We start from the raw sequence: 17,470 nt of genomic DNA, 5'->3' as shown, positions 1-17,470 counted from the left end.
CATCACGTCTTAAAACAATCACATGAAAAAAGACCTTATTTGAATATACTTAAAAAATTTTTCTAAAGCTATTAGATTGTCTGGAACTGGGGCATTCTACTATTGGTAATCATGTAAGGAAACTAAATAATTATGTACTTTCGATATGTTGTTATAATACAGTTATTCTTTGTTAGTGGTACAGTATGAAACAGAGTTGTATAATCGCTATGTTAGAAAAAATCTTTGTTTATACGCGTATTATATGATTGACCGACAGTATTTTATTCAGTATACTGAGTGCAAAGAATAAGTTGTACTAGTTGAAATGGTGATTTATTTTAATACAGCTGAAAGGGAGATGTGACAAATGGGCAAGAAAAACAATAATATTTTTGACGCTAAACAAACGCTAACTGAAATAGAAGATAAATTTGAAATGTTTCAAATTTTAAATGAAGAAGGCGAAATTATAAATGACGAGGCAGACCCAAAGTTATCTGATGAGGAGCTAGTTGAGTTAATGACGCGTATGGTTTATACACGTATTTTAGACCAACGTTCCATTTCTCTTAACCGTCAAGGTCGATTAGGCTTCTATGCACCAACGGCTGGGCAAGAAGCTTCACAACTTGCTTCACACTTTGCGTTAGAAAAAGAAGATTGGATTTTACCAGGTTACCGTGATGTACCACAAATCGTATGGCATGGTTTACCTTTAGATAAAGCGTTTTTATTCTCACGCGGTCATTTTATGGGGAATCAAGTTCCTGAAGGGGTAAACGTATTAGCACCTCAAATCATTATCGGTGCACAATATATTCAAGCTGCAGGTGTAGCGCTTGGTATTCAAAAACGTGGTAAAAAGGCTGTCGCTGTAACTTATACAGGTGATGGTGGGTCATCGCAAGGGGATTTCTATGAAGGCATTAACTTTGCGGGTGCGTTTAAATCACCAGCAATTTTCATTGTACAAAATAACCAATATGCAATTTCAACACCTCGTGAATTACAAACAGCTGCGAAAACAATTGCTCAAAAAGGTGTAGCAGCAGGCTTACCAAGTATTTTAGTAGATGGAATGGATGCGTTAGCTGTTTACGTAGCAACACGTGATGCACGTGAGCGCGCTGTTAATGGCGAAGGTCCTACTTTAATTGAAACAATGTGCTATCGCTATGGTCCTCATACAATGGCAGGGGATGACCCAACGCGTTACCGTACATCGGATACAGATAGTGAATGGGCGCAAAAAGACCCTCTTGTACGCTTCCGTAAATATCTAGAGGCGAAAGGTTTATGGGATGAGCAAAAAGAAGAGGCTGTTATTGAGCGTGCAAAAGAAGAAATTAAAGAGGCAATCAAAAAAGCCGATGCTGCTCCAAAACAAAAAGTAACACAGTTAATGGAAAACATGTATAAAGGCGAAATGCCATCAAACTTAAAAGAACAATATGAAATCTATAAAGAGAAGGAGTCGAAATAACCTATGGCACAAATGACAATGATTCAAGCAATTACAGATGCACTTCGCACAGAATTAAAGAATGATGAAAACGTTCTTGTATTCGGGGAAGATGTAGGTGTCAATGGTGGGGTATTCCGCGCAACTGAAGGCCTACAAAAAGAATTCGGTGTTGACCGCGTTTTCGATACTCCATTAGCAGAGTCAGGTATTGGTGGCTTAGCAGTCGGACTTTCTCTTCAAGGTTTCCGTCCAGTTCCTGAAATTCAGTTCTTCGGCTTTGTTTATGAAGTAATGGATTCAATTAGTGGTCAATTAGCACGTATGAGCTACCGTAGCGGCGGTGTCTATAATGCACCAGTAACAATCCGTTCTCCATTTGGTGGTGGTGTACATACACCAGAAATGCACTCAGATAGCTTAGAGAGTTTAATGACAGCACAACCAGGGTTAACGGTTGTTGTACCATCTACACCATACGATGCGAAAGGCTTACTGATTTCATCTATTCGAAATGACAACCCAGTCATTTTCTTAGAGCATTTAAAATTATATCGTTCATTCCGTGAAGAGGTGCCAGAGGAAGCATACGAAATTCCACTAGGTAAAGCGGATGTAAAACGTGAAGGTAAAGATCTAACAATCATTGCCTATGGTTTAATGGTTCACGAAAGCTTAAAGGCTGCAGAAGAGCTAGAAAAAGAAGGTCACTCTGTAGAAGTTATTGATTTACGTACAATCCAACCTATTGATATTGAAACAATTATTGCGTCAGTTGAAAAAACAGGTCGCGCAATCGTTGTACAAGAGGCTCAAAAACAAGCAGGTATCGCTGCAAATGTTGTGGCTGAAATTACAGAACGCGCGATTTTAAGCTTAGAAGCACCTGTACTTCGTGTGGCTGCACCAGATACTGTGTACCCATTCCCACAAGCTGAAGGTGTTTGGTTACCAAACTATAAAGATGTAATGGAAACTGCAAAAAAAGTTTTAACATTCTAATGTAGCTTCTAAACAAGGAACTGTAAATCGAAAGGATGGGTACACATGGCATTTGAATTTAGATTACCAGACATAGGCGAGGGTATTCACGAAGGCGAAATCGTGAAATGGTTCGTTAAAGCTGGAGATACAGTAAAAGAAGATGATATTCTTTGTGAAGTACAAAATGACAAAGCAGTAGTAGAAATCCCTTCTCCGGTGGAAGGGAAAGTAGAGGAAGTTTTAGTAGGAGAAGGCACAGTAGCAGTTGTTGGTGATGTCTTAATCCGTTTTGATGCACCTGGCTATGAAGACTTAAAGCTAAAAGGTGATGACCATGCTGAGGCGAAAACAGAGGCTCAAGTTCAAGCAACAGCTGAGGATGGTCAGAAAGTAGAAAAGGCTCCTGTTAAAGATGAGCAGGCTCCAGAGAAAGCTGCCGAAAAGACTGAAGCTGTAACTGTAGCTGATGAAAATAAGCGTGTCATTGCAATGCCTTCAGTACGTAAATTTGCACGAGAGCATGATGTTAATATTCGTGAAGTTAAAGGTACAGGCAAAAATGGTCGTATTTTAAAACAAGATATTGAGAATTTCCTAAAAGGTGGAGGCGCTGTAGAGGCTGAAGTAGCACCGGTGGCTAATGAGGAGGCTGTTCAGCAAGAAACAACTGCACAAGCAGCAGCACCAGTAGTTCTTGAAGGTGAATTCCCTGAAACACGTGAGAAAATGTCGGGCATTCGAAAAGCGATTGCAAAAGCGATGGTTCACTCGAAACAAACGGCTCCACATGTTACACTAATGGATGAAGTCGATGTAACAGCTCTAGTAGCACATCGCAAAAAATTCAAAGATATCGCTGCTGAAAAAGGTGTCAAATTAACGTACTTACCATACGTAGTTAAAGCGCTTATTTCAACTTTACGCGAATTCCCAGAATTTAACCGCTCATTAGATGATGCAACACAAGAGATTATTCAGAAGCATTATTATAATATTGGTATTGCAGCAGATACAGAAAAAGGCTTGTTAGTACCAGTTATTAAGCACGCAGATCGTAAATCTGTATTTGCAGTATCAAACGAGATTAATGAATTAGCGACTAAAGCACGTGAAGGCAAGCTTGCACCACATGAAATGAAGGGCGCTTCGATGTCGATTACGAATATCGGCTCTGCAGGAGGACAATGGTTTACTCCGGTAATTAATCATCCTGAAGTAGCAATTCTAGGTATTGGTCGAATTTCAGAAAAACCTGTAATAAAAAATGGTGAAATTGTAGCCGCACCTGTGTTAGCATTATCATTGAGCTTTGATCATCGTATGATTGATGGAGCCACTGCGCAAAATGCTTTAAATCACTTAAAGCGTTTGCTAAGTGAACCAGAATTATTATTAATGGAGGCGTAACAAAAATGGTAGTAGGAGATTTTCCAATCGAAACAGATACTCTTGTCATTGGTTCAGGTCCTGGAGGATATGTAGCAGCAATCCGTGCAGCTCAAACTGGCCAAAAAGTAACAATCGTTGAAAAAAATGTACTTGGTGGTGTGTGCTTAAACGTAGGTTGTATCCCATCAAAAGCATTAATTTCAGTAGGTCACCGTTTTGAGCATGCTAAACATTCAGATGACATGGGTATCATCGCTTCTGACGTGAAATTAGACTTCTCAAAAGCACAAGCATTTAAAGACAGCGTTGTTAAAAAATTAACTGGCGGTGTTGAAGGCTTACTTAAAGGTAATAAAGTTGAAATTGTACAAGGTGAAGCTTATTTCGTTGACGCTCATTCAGTGCGTATCATCAATGGTGAATCTGCTCAAACATACACATTTAACAATGTAATTATCGCAACAGGTTCTCGCCCAGTTGAAATTCCAACATTCAAATTCTCTGATCGCGTACTAAATTCTACTGGCGCACTTTCTTTACAAGAAGTACCAGGTAAATTAGTTGTTATCGGTGGAGGTTATATTGGTACAGAGTTAGGTTCAGCATATGCTAATCTTGGCTCACAAGTAACAATTATCGAGGGCGGAAAAGATATCTTAGCTGGTTTCGAAAAACAAATGACACAAATCGTGAAAAAAGGCCTTAAAAAGAAAGGCGTTGAAATGGAAGTAAACGCATCTGCAAAAGGCGTTGAAGAAACAGAAAACGGCGTAGTAGTAACATATGAAGTTGGCGGAGAAGAGAAAAAAGTTGAAGCTGACTATGTATTAGTAACTGTAGGTCGTCGTCCAAATACAGATGAAATGGGCCTTGCTGAAATCGGTATTGAATTCGGTGAACGTGGTCTTATCAATGTTGACAAACAATGTCGTACAAATATTCCAAACATCTATGCAATTGGTGATATTGTAGCTGGTCCTCAACTTGCTCATAAAGCATCTTACGAAGGTAAAGTTGCTGCTGAAGCAATCGCTGGTGAAAAATCAATCGTTGATTATTTAGCTATTCCTGCTGTATGCTTCACAGATCCAGAAATGGCAACAGTTGGTTATAACGAAGATGAAGCGAAAGCTGAAGGCATTGAATACACTGCAGCGAAATTCCCATTCGCAGCAAATGGTCGTGCACTTGCATTAAACCAAACAGAAGGTTTCGTGAAGCTTGTTGCGCGTAAAGAAGATGGCTTATTAATCGGTGCTCAAATCGTAGGTGCTGGTGCATCAGATATGATCGCTGAAATGGGCTTAGCAATTGAAGGCGGCATGACTGCTGAAGATATCGCATTAACAATCCATGCTCACCCAACATTAGGTGAAATTACAATGGAAGCTGCTGAAGTATTACTTGGCAACCCAATCCATATTGTAGCTAAAAAATAATAAAGTTTATGAAAACGGCTATAAAGCATTTGCTTTGTAGCCGTTTTTTTGTATATTACTTGTAATTTTGATAAAGTAATTATATCGAATGAATATTCAAATAATATAGTTCGGTTGGGATTATATTAAATACCGAATAGATTTAGCGAATGTATCAGATAGTCTCTGAAATTGACTGCTAGATATTCGAAAATGATATCGATGTTTGTATAACAAAAGAAGTTGAACAAAAAACTGGGGTGATCACAATGGAACTAGGCTTAAAGGGGAAAGTAGCAGTTATTACAGGTTCAAGTAAGGGAATTGGTTATTATACAGCGATGCAGCTTGTGAAAGAGGGGGCAAAGGTTGTACTTTGTGCTCGTGGTGAAAAACAGCTTCAAGTGGCTGCAGGCTGTATTAAAAACGAAACAGGCGAGGACGTATTAATTGTAGCGACTGATATTACAAAGGAAAAAGATTGTAAGTACTTAATTGAACGAGCAGTAGAACATTTTGGTCGTCTTGATATTCTTATTAATAATGCAGGGACAGCTTCGGCTAATCCATTTGAAGCGGTTAGTAGTGAGCTATGGCAAGCTGATTTAGATTTAAAAGTATTTGGTGCTGTCAATTGTTCAAAATATGCTGCACCTCATTTGCGTAAGGTTGGTGGCGGTGCAATAGTTAATGTGACTGCAGTAATGGCTAAAACACCACCAGCAAACTCACTCCCTACTACTGTAAGTCGTGCGGCAGGGCTTGCGTTAACGAAGGCTATGAGCAAAGACTTAGGGAAAGATAATATTCGTGTGAATTCTGTTTGTATTGGGCTTATTCGTAGTGATCAAATTGAGAAGAAGTGGAAGGAAGAAGCGCCAGAACTATCGTGGGAAAATTATTCCCGTAAAGTAGGTCAAGCGATTCCACTTGGTCGAGTAGGGGATACTCAAGAAGCAGCAAATGTCATTACTTTTTTAGTATCAGATGCAGCTAGTTATGTGACAGGAACTTCTGTAAACATTGATGGTGGTTCTGGACACGCATTATAGTTAAAAAAAGACTTTTGGCGTTGTCTTAAAAACGAATGTAGAGCAGTTTTTAGACAACCTCTTTATCTTATGTATAGAAAAAGGATGGCTCAAAGTGTTTTGGAGTTATCCTTTTTTTCTATTGTTTTCCTAAAATTATAATAGACAGAAAATTCCTGCAGATGTAGAATAAACGTTATAGGGGGTGAAATGTGGCGAAATGTTGAACGAAAATTTTGCTTCGATGTTAAAGAGAGTTGTTCGTATTATTGTTCAGATTGGGATACTCAATATTTTTTATTACATGGGTGTCGGTATTGTGGCTTTACTACATGTACCTCTTCCGGGAAGTGTAATTGGATTACTATTACTAGCACTTTCACTCAATTTTAAAATAATTAAAGTAGAATACATTCAAGATGGAGCAGGCTTCTTAATTGGCGTATTAACCTTGTTTTTCATTCCTGCAACAGTAGGAGTGATTGACTACCCTGAACTTTTTTCAACTACTGGCCTATTGATTATGCTAGCCGTTATAGCAAGCACGCTAATCTCTATTTATGTTACAGGATTACTTAGTCAAATGGTTGAGAAAAAAGAGCTGGCTAAAAAAGAAACAGAAACCATTGTAGAAGAAGGAGAGGGGAAATTAACTGTTGATTGAAATTATTGTTGTCGTTGGCACCGTTGTCTTATTCGTGTTATTTACAAAACTTTATCAACGTTACCCACATCCTTTAATGATTCCGCTAGTGACGACAACGATCGTCAGTGCTGTTATGTTATTAGTCTTTAACATTCCATATTCTACTTATATGGAGGGAGGGCAATGGCTTCAAAAAATGCTAGGTCCAGCAGTTGTAGCCCTAGCTTATCCTCTATATAATCAGCGTGAGATCATTATGAAATATAAATATGCTATTTTGTCAGGTATTTTTATCGCTATGATTACGGGCTTAGCAACAATATTTGTTATGCTGAAATGGATTGGCGTCAATAAAAGCTGGCTGCTGACGGCCTTGCCTAAATCATTAACGACACCTGTAGGTATGCAGGTGAGTGAGACAATTGGCGGCATTCCACCATTAACAGCTGTGCTTGTAATGCTGGCAGGGTTTGTAGGCGCTATTATTGGACCGCTAGTCATTAAATACGGCAAAATTGATTCAGCCGTTAGTAGAGGTGTTGCAGTAGGTAGTGCTTCACATGGCGTTGGGCTTGTTAAATTAAGAGAATACGGAGAACAAGAATTATCAGTAGGCTCGCTATCTATGGCCTTAACTGCAATTATAGGCGCATTTTTATGTCCACTATTTGTTTATTTATTTTTGTAAAAAAAAGCTATATACAGTTTATATTTTTATTAAAAGTCAAGAATTAAAGTAATGCACTTAATATTTCTGGATCTATATACAATGTGCAACATTATAATATGCTATTTTTTAAGCTGAACTAATTTTGATCTTGGTTCAGCTTTTATGTGTGTTTTAAGTGTTGGTTTGAAATAAAGATTGATCAAAAGTATGCTACGGCTGTTGTTATAATCTAACTCAAAGTTGAAAGGGTTTAGACCTCAACGCCTCGCCCTGCTGTAACAGTCAATCTCCCTTGTTAGTCATACACATCCATCTCCCACCAACATTTGGAAACATGTTACACTATACCAAACAACTGATTATTCAGATATTCAACTAACGGAGCAGTTTAGTTGATTAAGCTAACGAATTTTAAAGGAGAGTAGAAATTGAGTATGAATCAATTATATTTATCTTTAAATAAAGCAGGTTTGATGTTTAAGGGGAATTCAGAACAGGGAGAGGTTGATTTCATTCATCTTGAAACTGACGAGAATGGAACAACAAATTCAGTGGATGTAAATACATTTGAAACGCTTTTTGGGGATGTAAAAGGGAATCCAAGCTACGAGGCATTGTCGGGTTCTCATACTTTTAAATGGGAAGATACGCAATACACTATGATAGCAGAGGAAAAGGGTTATCAAAAGTATTTTAACAAGTGGAAAGAGCAAGGGTTGTTTAACTAACGAGAGCGGTAGGTTAATAAGAAAAGGGCTTGCGTGTATGATTGAATCTCATATATGCAAGTCCTTTTGTTATGCTTTCTCAATCACTCCAGTAGCTTAACACAAGACTTTGTAGCTCCCATCAAGCAATCTGTGTCAATGAATTTAGTTATGAAAGGTTCGAGGAGTGTCAAGAAAGGATTTATTAAACATAAAAAAGAAAAGATGACTTTTATAGTCACCTTTTCACTTGTAAGTAGCAATTTAGTTATTGAATATTTGTTCGTAACGGTGGAAGAATGCCACTGTGTGCGCTCTTGTTAGAGAATCATTTGGTTTAAACTCTTCATTTGTTTTAGTAGTTGTTAAACCATTATCACGAAGGAATTTAATAGCTTCTGACTGAGATACAGTCTTACCATAATGCATTGAAGCTAAGATACGAGCGAAGTTACCCCGTGTGATATCCTTACCTGCAATGGCTTGTTTGGATGCTGTGTTTGCACCTAGGACTGGTAGAGAGTATTTTGTAGCCAGTTGGTAGTTTACGTCTCCATACCATGAAGTATTAGCTATCGTTGAAGCTAGTTCTGATGGTTTGAAGTAACGAAATAGGATAGATAACATTTGGTTTTCCGTTAAGTTATTGTACGGTTTAAGTAAGTTTTCGTACTTACCTGTTGATGGGTTTTTCACGTTTGGGTCTCCACTGATGAGACCGATGTTGACTGCCCACTTAAAATCCTCAGCCCAGTATTGGTTTGCATTGTAATCAGCAAACTTTGATACATCAACGTTACCCGTTGTTGGCGGTGTTACTGGAGGTGTTGGCGTTGGTGTTGAAGCTGAGTAGTTTAAAAAACTTGATGCTACATACCCCTCTGTCCCGTCACTTCTTTTCACAGGATACCAAACAAAATGGTTTTTCTTCGTTTTTACTTCTTCATATTCAAAAGGACCCGTAATGGTAACAATTTCGCCTTCACGTAAAGTACCCAAAGAAGGACTATCTATAGAAGGTCTTGTCCTAAATTTCACATTTGTTGTTGTTGCACTAACTTTTTGATTTGTTTCAAAAAAATACTTTGATTTTGTTAATGGTAAATCAAAAGGATAGTTCATCGCCGAGAATTTAATATTTTCCCTGCTGTTAGAGTCATATTGAAAATATTCGCGTGAAAAAGGCAGCTCTGTTAAGTCTATTAATTCCAATTTCTCAATAATTCGGAGAATTCTTTCTTGATAGGCATTTGCATTTCTTTCACCAGTTGCTTGGACAATTGGACTATTTACTGGCTTAGTACCGTTATAAGCCATGATAGCGAAGTACCAATGTTCCAGTACATCTCTTTCCCCACTGTTGATGCTAGGTAAATCCTTCCGCTTAAACATTTTATCTAGAGTCTCTACACCAGCTTGAATATTATAGACAATATCACTTTTTAGTCTATCTTGATTGTAGCCGGCTTGATTTGTAATTTGCATAATGCCAATTCCATTATCGGCTGTCACAATAGCTTCACCATTCATATCGAAATGACGCCAATTTCCACTTTCACCTTCCGCTATTGCCTTCACAATTTCAGGAGGAACATCATAAATCAGTGCTGTTTCGGTTAACAAACAGTTCATTGTGGAAAAATCAGGGTTTCCTTTCGATGCCGAATTATAATCACATGTATTTGCAATATTACTAGCTAATACATTTTTATCTATATTTATAGATAGAGAGAGGGCACCAATGGCAATAACACTAATCAATGGTTTCAATATCTTTTTCATATCTGAATATTACACTTCCTTTCATATTTTCTAAAGTTATAAGATTCAGATATATGTTATCATAAACCCAATATTTGGGATAGTGGTAATATTCAATGTTTCTTTCATTTAATAGGATTGAGTGATAAATGATAGCCCTAACATATATTGTTTAATATTGATTCGGTGAAAGGGTTGTAAATAGTGATTGTTGGATTTTTACCTTTTTGTTAAATATGTAAGCTTCCTAAAGTCCATTGAGACAAGCCCAAGCCAAATCTATCAACTCTTACAGGCTCGTTAAATGGCTCTGTAAGCCTGCTACGATTGTTGTTGTAAGCTGACTCAAAGTTGAAAGAATTGAACTTTGCCACACTCCTTATTTCAACCAAGAGCTTGTGTTTGTTTTTTCGCTTCTTATATTCATTAATCCGATTCAAATAGAAAAAGCACACCAATTTAATGATGTGCTACCGCAATCTCATCATAGCTCGATTTATAAGCTCGCACTTCCGCACACCCATATTTGTAAATATGTTTCACTAGACATAGCAACTGATTATTCAGTTATTCAACTAACGGAGCAGTTTAGTGCAATAAGAAGGAATAATGTAAACTGTAATAAAAGGCGAATTTATGCAGGGTTAAAATAGGAGGGTGAACTAATGGATAAGACAGTTACTTTTTCATTCAGTAGTACAAAATATGAAGGTACAGAGGCGACAGAAACATTTACTTTTAAAGAATTAGGTATTGATAATGATTTGGATGATAAAGCACTAAAAATAGAAATAGATAGGATTTTCCAGGCTTGGGTTTGGGATAAACTTAACATCTCATTTAGTATAGTAATAGAATAAGGGAAACGCACATAGTACAGATGATGTTCGGTAACAATATATGACTAAAGGGTGCTTTTCTTGAAGACCATTGAGTTGCATAGGCAGCTCTTTTTCTTATTGAACTAACGGTGCAGTTTAGTTGAAGAAGAGGTTTTTTTGCGAATGCGTTGAATAAGTTAATATATGTAAAATATTGAACGAAAAGGGGTGCTTTACTTCAAGTCTAGGGGTAGCACTTTTTTCTTAAACTAACGCAGGATAGTTCAATTATTTATAGGGGGCACTTTATGATTAAGTCTTTAAAAGGGCAATTTTTCTTATCTATATTTGTTGCTTTTGGCTTTGTTTATGTTAATTTTTCTAGTATTGAGTTTATTGCTGACAAGAGGGATCCGACCGTTCGGGTAATATTTTTTTCATTATGATTTTATCGGTGTTTAATGCGGGATTATTGACGGAAAAATACATTCAAACAAGAAAGAAGAAATAACTTTTATCCAACTAACGGGGCAGATTAGTTGAATAAGAACTTTGGTTTTCCTTCAGTATTGATTTAAAACTGCGTAAGGAAAATGCTAACAGGGATATTTATGGTTAAGGATTTTGTAAATAGCTAAACAAAAGTGAGAAAGTTGGAGTCTAGGGGATATTCAAATTACGTATATGTATAAAGATAAATTGTATCAAGCGAAATCAATTAAATTCTGCGATATTTTAATACAAAAAAAAGCAGGAATGTTAGTTTAAACAACATTTCTGCTTTACTATCTTTTTTTAACCGACGCTGTCTTCCGATTTCTCAATTGTTTTTTTCTTTATTATATAACCTATACATCCAAATATAAACATAAGAAGTGAAATTACTTCTAGAAGTGGAAAAGCATACATACCAATTAACCCTGCCCAAGAGTTTCCTGTCACATACTGAGGTATTATTATAAGAAAAAAGCTGATTATAGGTGAAAAAATTAGTACAGAGAAAACTCCCCAAATAATTAAATTTAAGCTCCAAGAGCGTTTATAAGTTAGAAAGAAAGCCATTATAAACAAAATTGTAAACACTATGAATAAAGAGATTAAAATTTGAATCACACTCCTTAAATTCCCTAAATTTATAATTTACACCAATTATACTTTATTTAATATTATTTTATCATACCTTAAAAACATTAGAATACACAAAATGAGCATATAGCCAATTCAATTGATTATTGATTCAAATTGGAAGTTATGTTATTCAACTAACGGGGGCTTTACTTCAATAAGGAGTAGAGCCTTTTTCTACTTAAACTAACGGGGCAGGATATTTGAAAATCAAAAATAAAATGATACTTAAAATAAGTCTTAAACAAAGAGAGGGATAATTATGAACGATAATAAGAAACTGAACCAATTTACGTTGGTAGATATTATTGAAAGGAAGATACATTTTACAGATACAAATACCATTTTTGATAAAACTGAGTTTCAATATACCAATGAGGGTGAACTCTTAGCTTATAATGAAATGCTGGTAGATGTTAAACATATGGATGAGAACGGATTTATAAGTAAGTACCTAAAAATAATAAACCAACTTACAGTACAGTTCGAAAACGAAGAATTTAAAGACGAAAAAGAAATTGAAAAAATGTCCGGATACAATAACGCAATAGTATCCATTTTGGAGTGTATAAACCCAATTTATTTATATGATTTAAATGATTAAAACAACCTTAATTGAATAAGATTGTGAAGTATTACACTTAAACTAACGGAGTGCGATTGTTCAATTAGAGCAGTCGCTTCTTGTGCTAACGGTGCAGTTTAATTGCACAAGATTGTGTTATAAAAAGAAACTTTTACCAATATATACCGTCAAACTTACGTACGGAGAATTATTCTGGAATGTGCACTTAATTTTTGAAAGAGGAATTTAGAAATGATGAAACAAGCTATAATTTCAGGAGTTGTATTTAGTTCAATTTTGTTAGTTGGGTGTAATGGGGAGTAGAAAGAAGAACAAGTTCAAGAAAAAATGACTGAGGGAATGGAAAGCGAGCGGAAGTATTAGTTGCTTCGAAAAAAGGGGAAATTGATGAAATACCAAATTTATTATCTGAATTGCCATAGGTGGTGTTTTGTATCGATAAGAATCCAGAACAAGAAATTAAACGAACTAAAATAAATGCAAAATGTGGCTGTAAGGGTTCTTCTGTTCCAGCAACAGAAGGCATTCTTGGTTTATCAACTCGGACACCTTTTAATTCTTCTTTTAATTGATTTAATATAGCTTGACTCTCAAATAATGGATTATTATATGGATATTGATTTAAACGGATTATTGCTTTATAAAATGATTTTAATGCTGACAAAAAACGACTAATTGTATTCGGACTTTTATTGAATGAGTCTTGATCTCGGATCTTGCAGTTCATTTCATGCATTAAATAATCTTCAACAACAACTCGTATCTTTTCTTCTTCATCATTCCATTGCACTCGTTCCCCTTGAAAATTACTTTCTTCCTCTAACCATTTGAAAAAGGGAAGTAAACAGTTTAAATAGGATGTTGCAGAGCTCTTATCAATTCGTCCTAAACAATCATTAAAATAATCTGATAATGGTAAAAAGGGTTGGTTTTCTTTAAATACTAAAAGCTTATACTTGCTTTCTATATGTTTTGGGCAGTATTCATCCCAATACAAAAACATTCACCTCCACTAATTAAAAACAACTAATATTACTTTAATTTTTTACATTGTAATTTGGTACATACTTCAATAAATTGCAATGTAATACTTAACAAAATAAAAAATGTACACCACTAAAATTTATTTTAGTAATGTACATTTTCATAATTTGTGCAACATTATAAACAAGTTATGATTGAATCAAATACCATGTATAATTACTTGTTTTTAACCTTACAGAGTACTGTATATAGTCTTTTTAATTTTTTTCTATAATAAATTGAATGGTATGAGCAAGTCCTGTGTGGAGTATACCTTCATTTCGCATTTGTTCACCTGTGAAAAAATGGATGATCTTATAAGGTTGACACCATTTTAGAACATCCAAAGGATCATATAAGAAATCAAGCTGTTTGGGGCCACCTGACGCGTAAGGTAGTTGATAAATTGAATAAAGTTCCATCATAATACGACCACCAGATTTTACAGAGTTCACAATCCTCTTAAACACTTCTTGTTGCTGTTCAACCGGAAAATGTCCAAACACCATAATAGCAGCATCAAACTTTTCTACTGGTAGTTCATCTTGCAGTAAGTCAGTAAGCTTTGTATGAACTGAAACATTATGTTTTTCTGCGAGCTGTTCTGTTTTTTCAAGACCGCTTTCTGCATAATCAAAGGCAGTTACTGTATGCCCCTGTAAAGCTAAAAATACAGCATTTCGACCTTCACCTTCGGCATATGCAGCCACATTTGGATAATCCTTTAAATAGTGTACATAGTCTTCTATAAATGTATTTGGCTGCTCACCATACACATATTCAGCTGTTTTAAATCGTTGATCCCATGTATTCATTCCATCACTCCTCACTAAATAGTGTAAGTAAAATATGCTCTAGAATCGAATTTTTTGCTCAGTTTCTTTGAAAGCAACTATGCGTTGCGAATTAGCAAATGATAACTTCTAGAATAAAGTGTAATAATCCATTATTATTTGATCAAAATCCTATATGTTGGAGGTGAAATTTAATGAATTTAGAAAACCGTTTAAAGGAATTGAGAGAACAGCATAAGTATACACAGGATGATGTCGCAGCTTTTTTAAATATTTCAAGACAATCCGTTTCAAAATGGGAGTTAGGAAAAGGCTATCCTGATATAGATAATTTAAGAAGGTTAAGTGATTTATATAAAATTTCTTTAGACCAGCTTATTACAGGTGAAGAAAAATATCATAAACTAGAAGCCTCAGCCCCAACCCCAGCTTCAGCCACTGATTCAAATAAATCCGATCATAAAACTGTTGGGGATTTCTTGTGGAGGCATTGGTGGCTTGTTTTTCCTATATTTGGTATGCTATCTGCTTGGTTCCATTATTATTAGTCAATAAACATACTGGGACAAAAAGAAAAAATGTTAGACTGATTGTATTTCGATCTAACATTTTTTTGATTTAGGGAGGAACACTCTACTTATTGAAGCGAAGAGTTATTATCTATTTTCGCTGTTTTTCAAAAAAATCGAGTTCTGTCCCAGCCTCTACCATTAAATAATAGGTTTGCGTTCTTTAATGACGCGAATTGTTTTTAATGTTGTATCTTCTGGTCCTTGAACAGGTAAACCAGCTTCAATATTCATTTGAATATAACGAATATTTTCTTGAGTAATTATTTCCCCGGGAATAAAAATCGGAATACCTGGGGGATATACCATAACAAATTCTGCGCAAATGCAATTATCCGCTTCTGCAAGTGGAACAACTTCAGTATCTGCATAAAATGCATCACGTGGTGACATAGCAAGTGCAGGAATTTCTGGTACATTGACCATTGTTTCAGTAATAGCAGCTTCTGAATCGAATGCTTTAGACATACGGCTAAGGGCATTGATAAGGAGATTAATTTCCTTTTTCGTATCACCTAATGTCACTAAACATAAAATATTGTATAGATCTGATAATTCTACTTCAATATTTGCATTGTGACGAAGCCATTCTTCAGCTTGATGACCAGAGATACCTAAATCTTTAATACTTATTAATAGCTTTAAAGGATCCATATCATAAGTTGCAGATGAATTTAATTTTTCTTTACCAGCACATTTTAAATGTGGAATTTGGTTAATGCGTTTACGTGCATCCTTTGCCAAGCGAAGTGCATCGCCAATTAAATCATAACCATGGATCGCTAGCTGACGTCGAGCTGTGTCAAGGGAAGCGAGTAATGGATAAGATGTCGATGTTGTTGTTAGCATCGACAGGATAGCTTGGACACGTTTTGCAGAAACAAGTCCTTCACGAACATTTAAAATAGACGTTTGAGTCATAGAACCGCCAAGCTTATGTACGCTGGTTGCAGCCATATCAGCTCCAGCTTCCATTGCAGAGTATGGAAGATCATCATGGAATTTAATGTGTACACCATGTGCTTCATCGACAACTACCGGAATATTGCGGCTATGGACTATTTCGACAATACGCTTTAAGTCTGCTGAGAAGCCGAAGTACGTTGGATTAATAACAAGAACTGCCTTTGTATCTGGATAAGCATTTAAAGCTTTTTCAACAGCTTCAGGCGATATTCCATGAGAAATACCATATTCACTATCTACTTCAGGATGAATAAAAATCGGGATTGCTCCAGCGAAAACAATCGCCGACATAATGGATTTATGAACATTCCGTGGTACTAGAATCTTATCACCTGGACCGACGACAGTCAGAATCATCGCCATGATGGCGCCACTAGTACCTTGAACGGAAAAGAATGTATGATCAGCACCAAAGGCTTTGGCAGCAAGTGCTTGCGCTTCTTTAATAGCGCCCTTTGGTGAATGTAAATCGTCTAGTGGAGCAATATTAATTAAATCAATTGATAAAACGTTGTCGCCGACGAATTCTCGGAACGCAGGGTCCATACCTTGACCTTTCTTATGGCCTGGAATATGGAACTGAATTGGGTGTCTGTTCCGATGTTTAAGTAATACGTCGAACAATGGAGTCTCTAATTGTGACAACGCAGGTACCACCTCACTTTATAATATGTAAGAAAACAAATGAATTATAGCACCTAATTGCAAGAAAAAATAGACTTTACAGAAAAAAATAAAATAAAAAGGATATTTTGATAATTTCGAGAAATTAGTATCGTAGGAAAGGGGAGATACTATGAATTGGAATTCACGTGTAACAGAGCTTTTAAATATTAAATACCCAATTATTCAAGGGGGATTAGCCTATTTAGCATATGCAGATTTAGCAGCGGCGGTGTCGAATGCTGGGGGGCTAGGGCAAATAACAGCAATGAGTTTACGAGATCCTGACTTATTGCGCGCAGAGATTCATAAAGTACGAACATTAACGGATAAACCGTTTGGCATAAATTTTGCAATTGGTATGTATGGCACTGGTTATGAAGATATGGTGCGTGTTGCAGTGGAAGAAAAAGTACCAGTTGTTACAATGACTGGTGGGAATCCTGCACCAATTTTTGATATTTTAGAAGGAACGGATATTAAAAAATTAGTACTTGTTGCTGCACGTAGACAAGCTCAAAAGGCGGAACAACTAGGTGCAGATGCTGTTATGGTTGTTGGTCAAGAGGGTGGAGGTCATCTTGGACGTGATGATATAGGGACAATGGTACTTGTGCCACAGGTTGTAGATAGTGTGAAAATACCTGTTATTGCCTCGGGTGGAATTGGCGATGGTCGTGGCTGGATGGCAGCTCATGCACTAGGAGCAGAGGGAATTGAAATGGGTAACTAAACTGTTACGAAAAATTAGACAAACCTATACAAACCTGTATAGAAGCATAGATTTATAACAGAATACCCTTCGTATCAAGCGATTGGTGCGAACTCCACGTTAATTGCTTTTAACTCCTAAAGCCTTGTGACCAAAGCGGA

General features: G+C 36.3%; 15 protein-coding genes and 1 pseudogene. 12 read left to right on the top strand and 4 right to left on the bottom strand.

The features are described 5' to 3' along the window. Nucleotides 1-349: 349 nt before the first annotated feature. The 8 genes from pdhA (at nt 350) to ACIQ7T_RS18160 (ending at nt 8,310) form a co-directional block, all read left to right on the top strand. The gene (gene pdhA, locus ACIQ7T_RS18195) at nt 350-1,465 is read left to right on the top strand and encodes a pyruvate dehydrogenase (acetyl-transferring) E1 component subunit alpha (protein WP_100542608.1); all 1,116 of its coding nucleotides are present in this window, start codon (nt 350-352) and stop codon (nt 1,463-1,465) included. Between the two features lie 3 nt (nt 1,466-1,468). Continuing rightward, on the top strand, nt 1,469-2,446 hold the full coding sequence (locus ACIQ7T_RS18190; protein ID WP_079559704.1) for an alpha-ketoacid dehydrogenase subunit beta: 978 nt from the start codon (nt 1,469-1,471) through the stop codon (nt 2,444-2,446). Between the two features lie 45 nt (nt 2,447-2,491). Beyond that, on the top strand, nt 2,492-3,835 hold the full coding sequence (locus ACIQ7T_RS18185; RefSeq protein WP_402872277.1) for a dihydrolipoamide acetyltransferase family protein: 1,344 nt from the start codon (nt 2,492-2,494) through the stop codon (nt 3,833-3,835). 5 nt (nt 3,836-3,840) lie between these two features. Then, nucleotides 3,841-5,256, top strand: a complete 1,416-nt coding sequence (gene lpdA, locus ACIQ7T_RS18180; RefSeq protein WP_370077012.1) for a dihydrolipoyl dehydrogenase — start codon at nt 3,841-3,843, stop codon at nt 5,254-5,256. 248 nt (nt 5,257-5,504) lie between these two features. Beyond that, the gene (locus ACIQ7T_RS18175) at nt 5,505-6,287 is read left to right on the top strand and encodes an SDR family NAD(P)-dependent oxidoreductase (protein ID WP_370077014.1); all 783 of its coding nucleotides are present in this window, start codon (nt 5,505-5,507) and stop codon (nt 6,285-6,287) included. A gap of 199 nt (nt 6,288-6,486) precedes the next feature. Next, a complete protein-coding gene (locus ACIQ7T_RS18170; protein ID WP_370077016.1) occupies nt 6,487-6,930 on the top strand; it encodes a CidA/LrgA family protein in 444 nt (147 codons plus the stop codon). Then, complete coding sequence (locus tag ACIQ7T_RS18165) at nt 6,923-7,600, top strand: LrgB family protein (RefSeq protein ID WP_370077018.1); 678 nt, start codon at nt 6,923-6,925, stop codon at nt 7,598-7,600. Before ACIQ7T_RS18170 ends, ACIQ7T_RS18165 begins: the two co-directional genes overlap by 8 nt. Before the next feature lie 416 nt (nt 7,601-8,016). After that, nucleotides 8,017-8,310, top strand: coding sequence for a hypothetical protein (locus tag ACIQ7T_RS18160; RefSeq protein WP_370077042.1), 294 nt, complete (start codon nt 8,017-8,019; stop codon nt 8,308-8,310). A 243-nt stretch (nt 8,311-8,553) separates the two neighbouring features. Here the strand turns inward: ACIQ7T_RS18160 and ACIQ7T_RS18155 are convergent, their stop codons facing one another. Continuing rightward, complete coding sequence (locus ACIQ7T_RS18155) at nt 8,554-10,071, bottom strand: SH3 domain-containing protein (protein WP_370077020.1); 1,518 nt, start codon at nt 10,069-10,071, stop codon at nt 8,554-8,556. A gap of 644 nt (nt 10,072-10,715) precedes the next feature. On the opposite strand from ACIQ7T_RS18155, the gene ACIQ7T_RS18150 reads away from it, so the two are divergent. Both ACIQ7T_RS18150 and ACIQ7T_RS18145 read left to right on the top strand, forming a co-directional pair. Then, on the top strand, nt 10,716-10,910 hold the full coding sequence (locus ACIQ7T_RS18150) for a hypothetical protein (RefSeq protein ID WP_370077022.1): 195 nt from the start codon (nt 10,716-10,718) through the stop codon (nt 10,908-10,910). A gap of 1,348 nt (nt 10,911-12,258) precedes the next feature. Next, nucleotides 12,259-12,600, top strand: a complete 342-nt coding sequence (locus ACIQ7T_RS18145; protein ID WP_370083754.1) for a hypothetical protein — start codon at nt 12,259-12,261, stop codon at nt 12,598-12,600. A gap of 247 nt (nt 12,601-12,847) precedes the next feature. On the opposite strand, the gene ACIQ7T_RS18140 is transcribed toward ACIQ7T_RS18145, so the two are convergent. Together ACIQ7T_RS18140 and ACIQ7T_RS18135 are read right to left on the bottom strand one after the other, a co-directional pair. Beyond that, nucleotides 12,848-13,579: a hypothetical protein gene (locus ACIQ7T_RS18140; protein ID WP_402872268.1), complete on the bottom strand. Its 732-nt coding sequence runs from the start codon at nt 13,577-13,579 to the stop codon at nt 12,848-12,850. Nucleotides 13,580-13,823: 244 nt separating this feature from the next. Next, nucleotides 13,824-14,420, bottom strand: coding sequence for a class I SAM-dependent methyltransferase (locus tag ACIQ7T_RS18135; protein WP_402872265.1), 597 nt, complete (start codon nt 14,418-14,420; stop codon nt 13,824-13,826). Between the two features lie 173 nt (nt 14,421-14,593). Here ACIQ7T_RS18135 and ACIQ7T_RS18130 point away from each other — a divergent pair, with 173 nt between their 5' ends. Beyond that, nucleotides 14,594-14,947, top strand: coding sequence for a helix-turn-helix transcriptional regulator (locus ACIQ7T_RS18130; protein WP_370083759.1), 354 nt, complete (start codon nt 14,594-14,596; stop codon nt 14,945-14,947). Nucleotides 14,948-15,109: 162 nt separating this feature from the next. On the opposite strand, the gene ACIQ7T_RS18125 is transcribed toward ACIQ7T_RS18130, so the two are convergent. Next, on the bottom strand, nt 15,110-16,579 hold the full coding sequence (locus ACIQ7T_RS18125) for an aminotransferase class I/II-fold pyridoxal phosphate-dependent enzyme (protein ID WP_370083761.1): 1,470 nt from the start codon (nt 16,577-16,579) through the stop codon (nt 15,110-15,112). A 151-nt stretch (nt 16,580-16,730) separates the two neighbouring features. Here ACIQ7T_RS18125 and ACIQ7T_RS18120 point away from each other — a divergent pair. Then, nucleotides 16,731-17,324: pseudogene (locus ACIQ7T_RS18120) on the top strand (NAD(P)H-dependent flavin oxidoreductase); the annotation flags it as partial. Nucleotides 17,325-17,470: the final 146 nt, after the last annotated feature.

Origin of the sequence: Lysinibacillus sp. NPDC096212, from assembly GCF_044763105.1 — a bacterium.
Lineage (GTDB): Bacteria > Bacillota > Bacilli > Bacillales_A > Planococcaceae > Lysinibacillus.
This window is presented reverse-complemented; position numbering and strand designations above follow the sequence as displayed.

Bases quoted from the DNA above. Each gene is read 5' to 3' on its own strand.
- pdhA (WP_100542608.1), top strand. From the start codon at position 350: ATGGGCAAGAAAAACAATAATATTTTTGACGCTAAACAAACGCTAACT.
- ACIQ7T_RS18190 (WP_079559704.1), top strand. From the start codon at position 1,469: ATGGCACAAATGACAATGATTCAAGCAATTACAGATGCACTTCGCACA.
- ACIQ7T_RS18185 (WP_402872277.1), top strand. From the start codon at position 2,492: ATGGCATTTGAATTTAGATTACCAGACATAGGCGAGGGTATTCACGAA.
- lpdA (WP_370077012.1), top strand. From the start codon at position 3,841: ATGGTAGTAGGAGATTTTCCAATCGAAACAGATACTCTTGTCATTGGT.
- ACIQ7T_RS18175 (WP_370077014.1), top strand. From the start codon at position 5,505: ATGGAACTAGGCTTAAAGGGGAAAGTAGCAGTTATTACAGGTTCAAGT.
- ACIQ7T_RS18170 (WP_370077016.1), top strand. From the start codon at position 6,487: ATGTTGAACGAAAATTTTGCTTCGATGTTAAAGAGAGTTGTTCGTATT.
- ACIQ7T_RS18160 (WP_370077042.1), top strand. From the start codon at position 8,017: ATGAATCAATTATATTTATCTTTAAATAAAGCAGGTTTGATGTTTAAG.
- ACIQ7T_RS18155 (WP_370077020.1), bottom strand. From the start codon at position 10,071: ATGAAAAAGATATTGAAACCATTGATTAGTGTTATTGCCATTGGTGCC.
- ACIQ7T_RS18150 (WP_370077022.1), top strand. From the start codon at position 10,716: ATGGATAAGACAGTTACTTTTTCATTCAGTAGTACAAAATATGAAGGT.
- ACIQ7T_RS18145 (WP_370083754.1), top strand. From the start codon at position 12,259: ATGAACGATAATAAGAAACTGAACCAATTTACGTTGGTAGATATTATT.
- ACIQ7T_RS18135 (WP_402872265.1), bottom strand. From the start codon at position 14,420: ATGAATACATGGGATCAACGATTTAAAACAGCTGAATATGTGTATGGT.
- ACIQ7T_RS18130 (WP_370083759.1), top strand. From the start codon at position 14,594: ATGAATTTAGAAAACCGTTTAAAGGAATTGAGAGAACAGCATAAGTAT.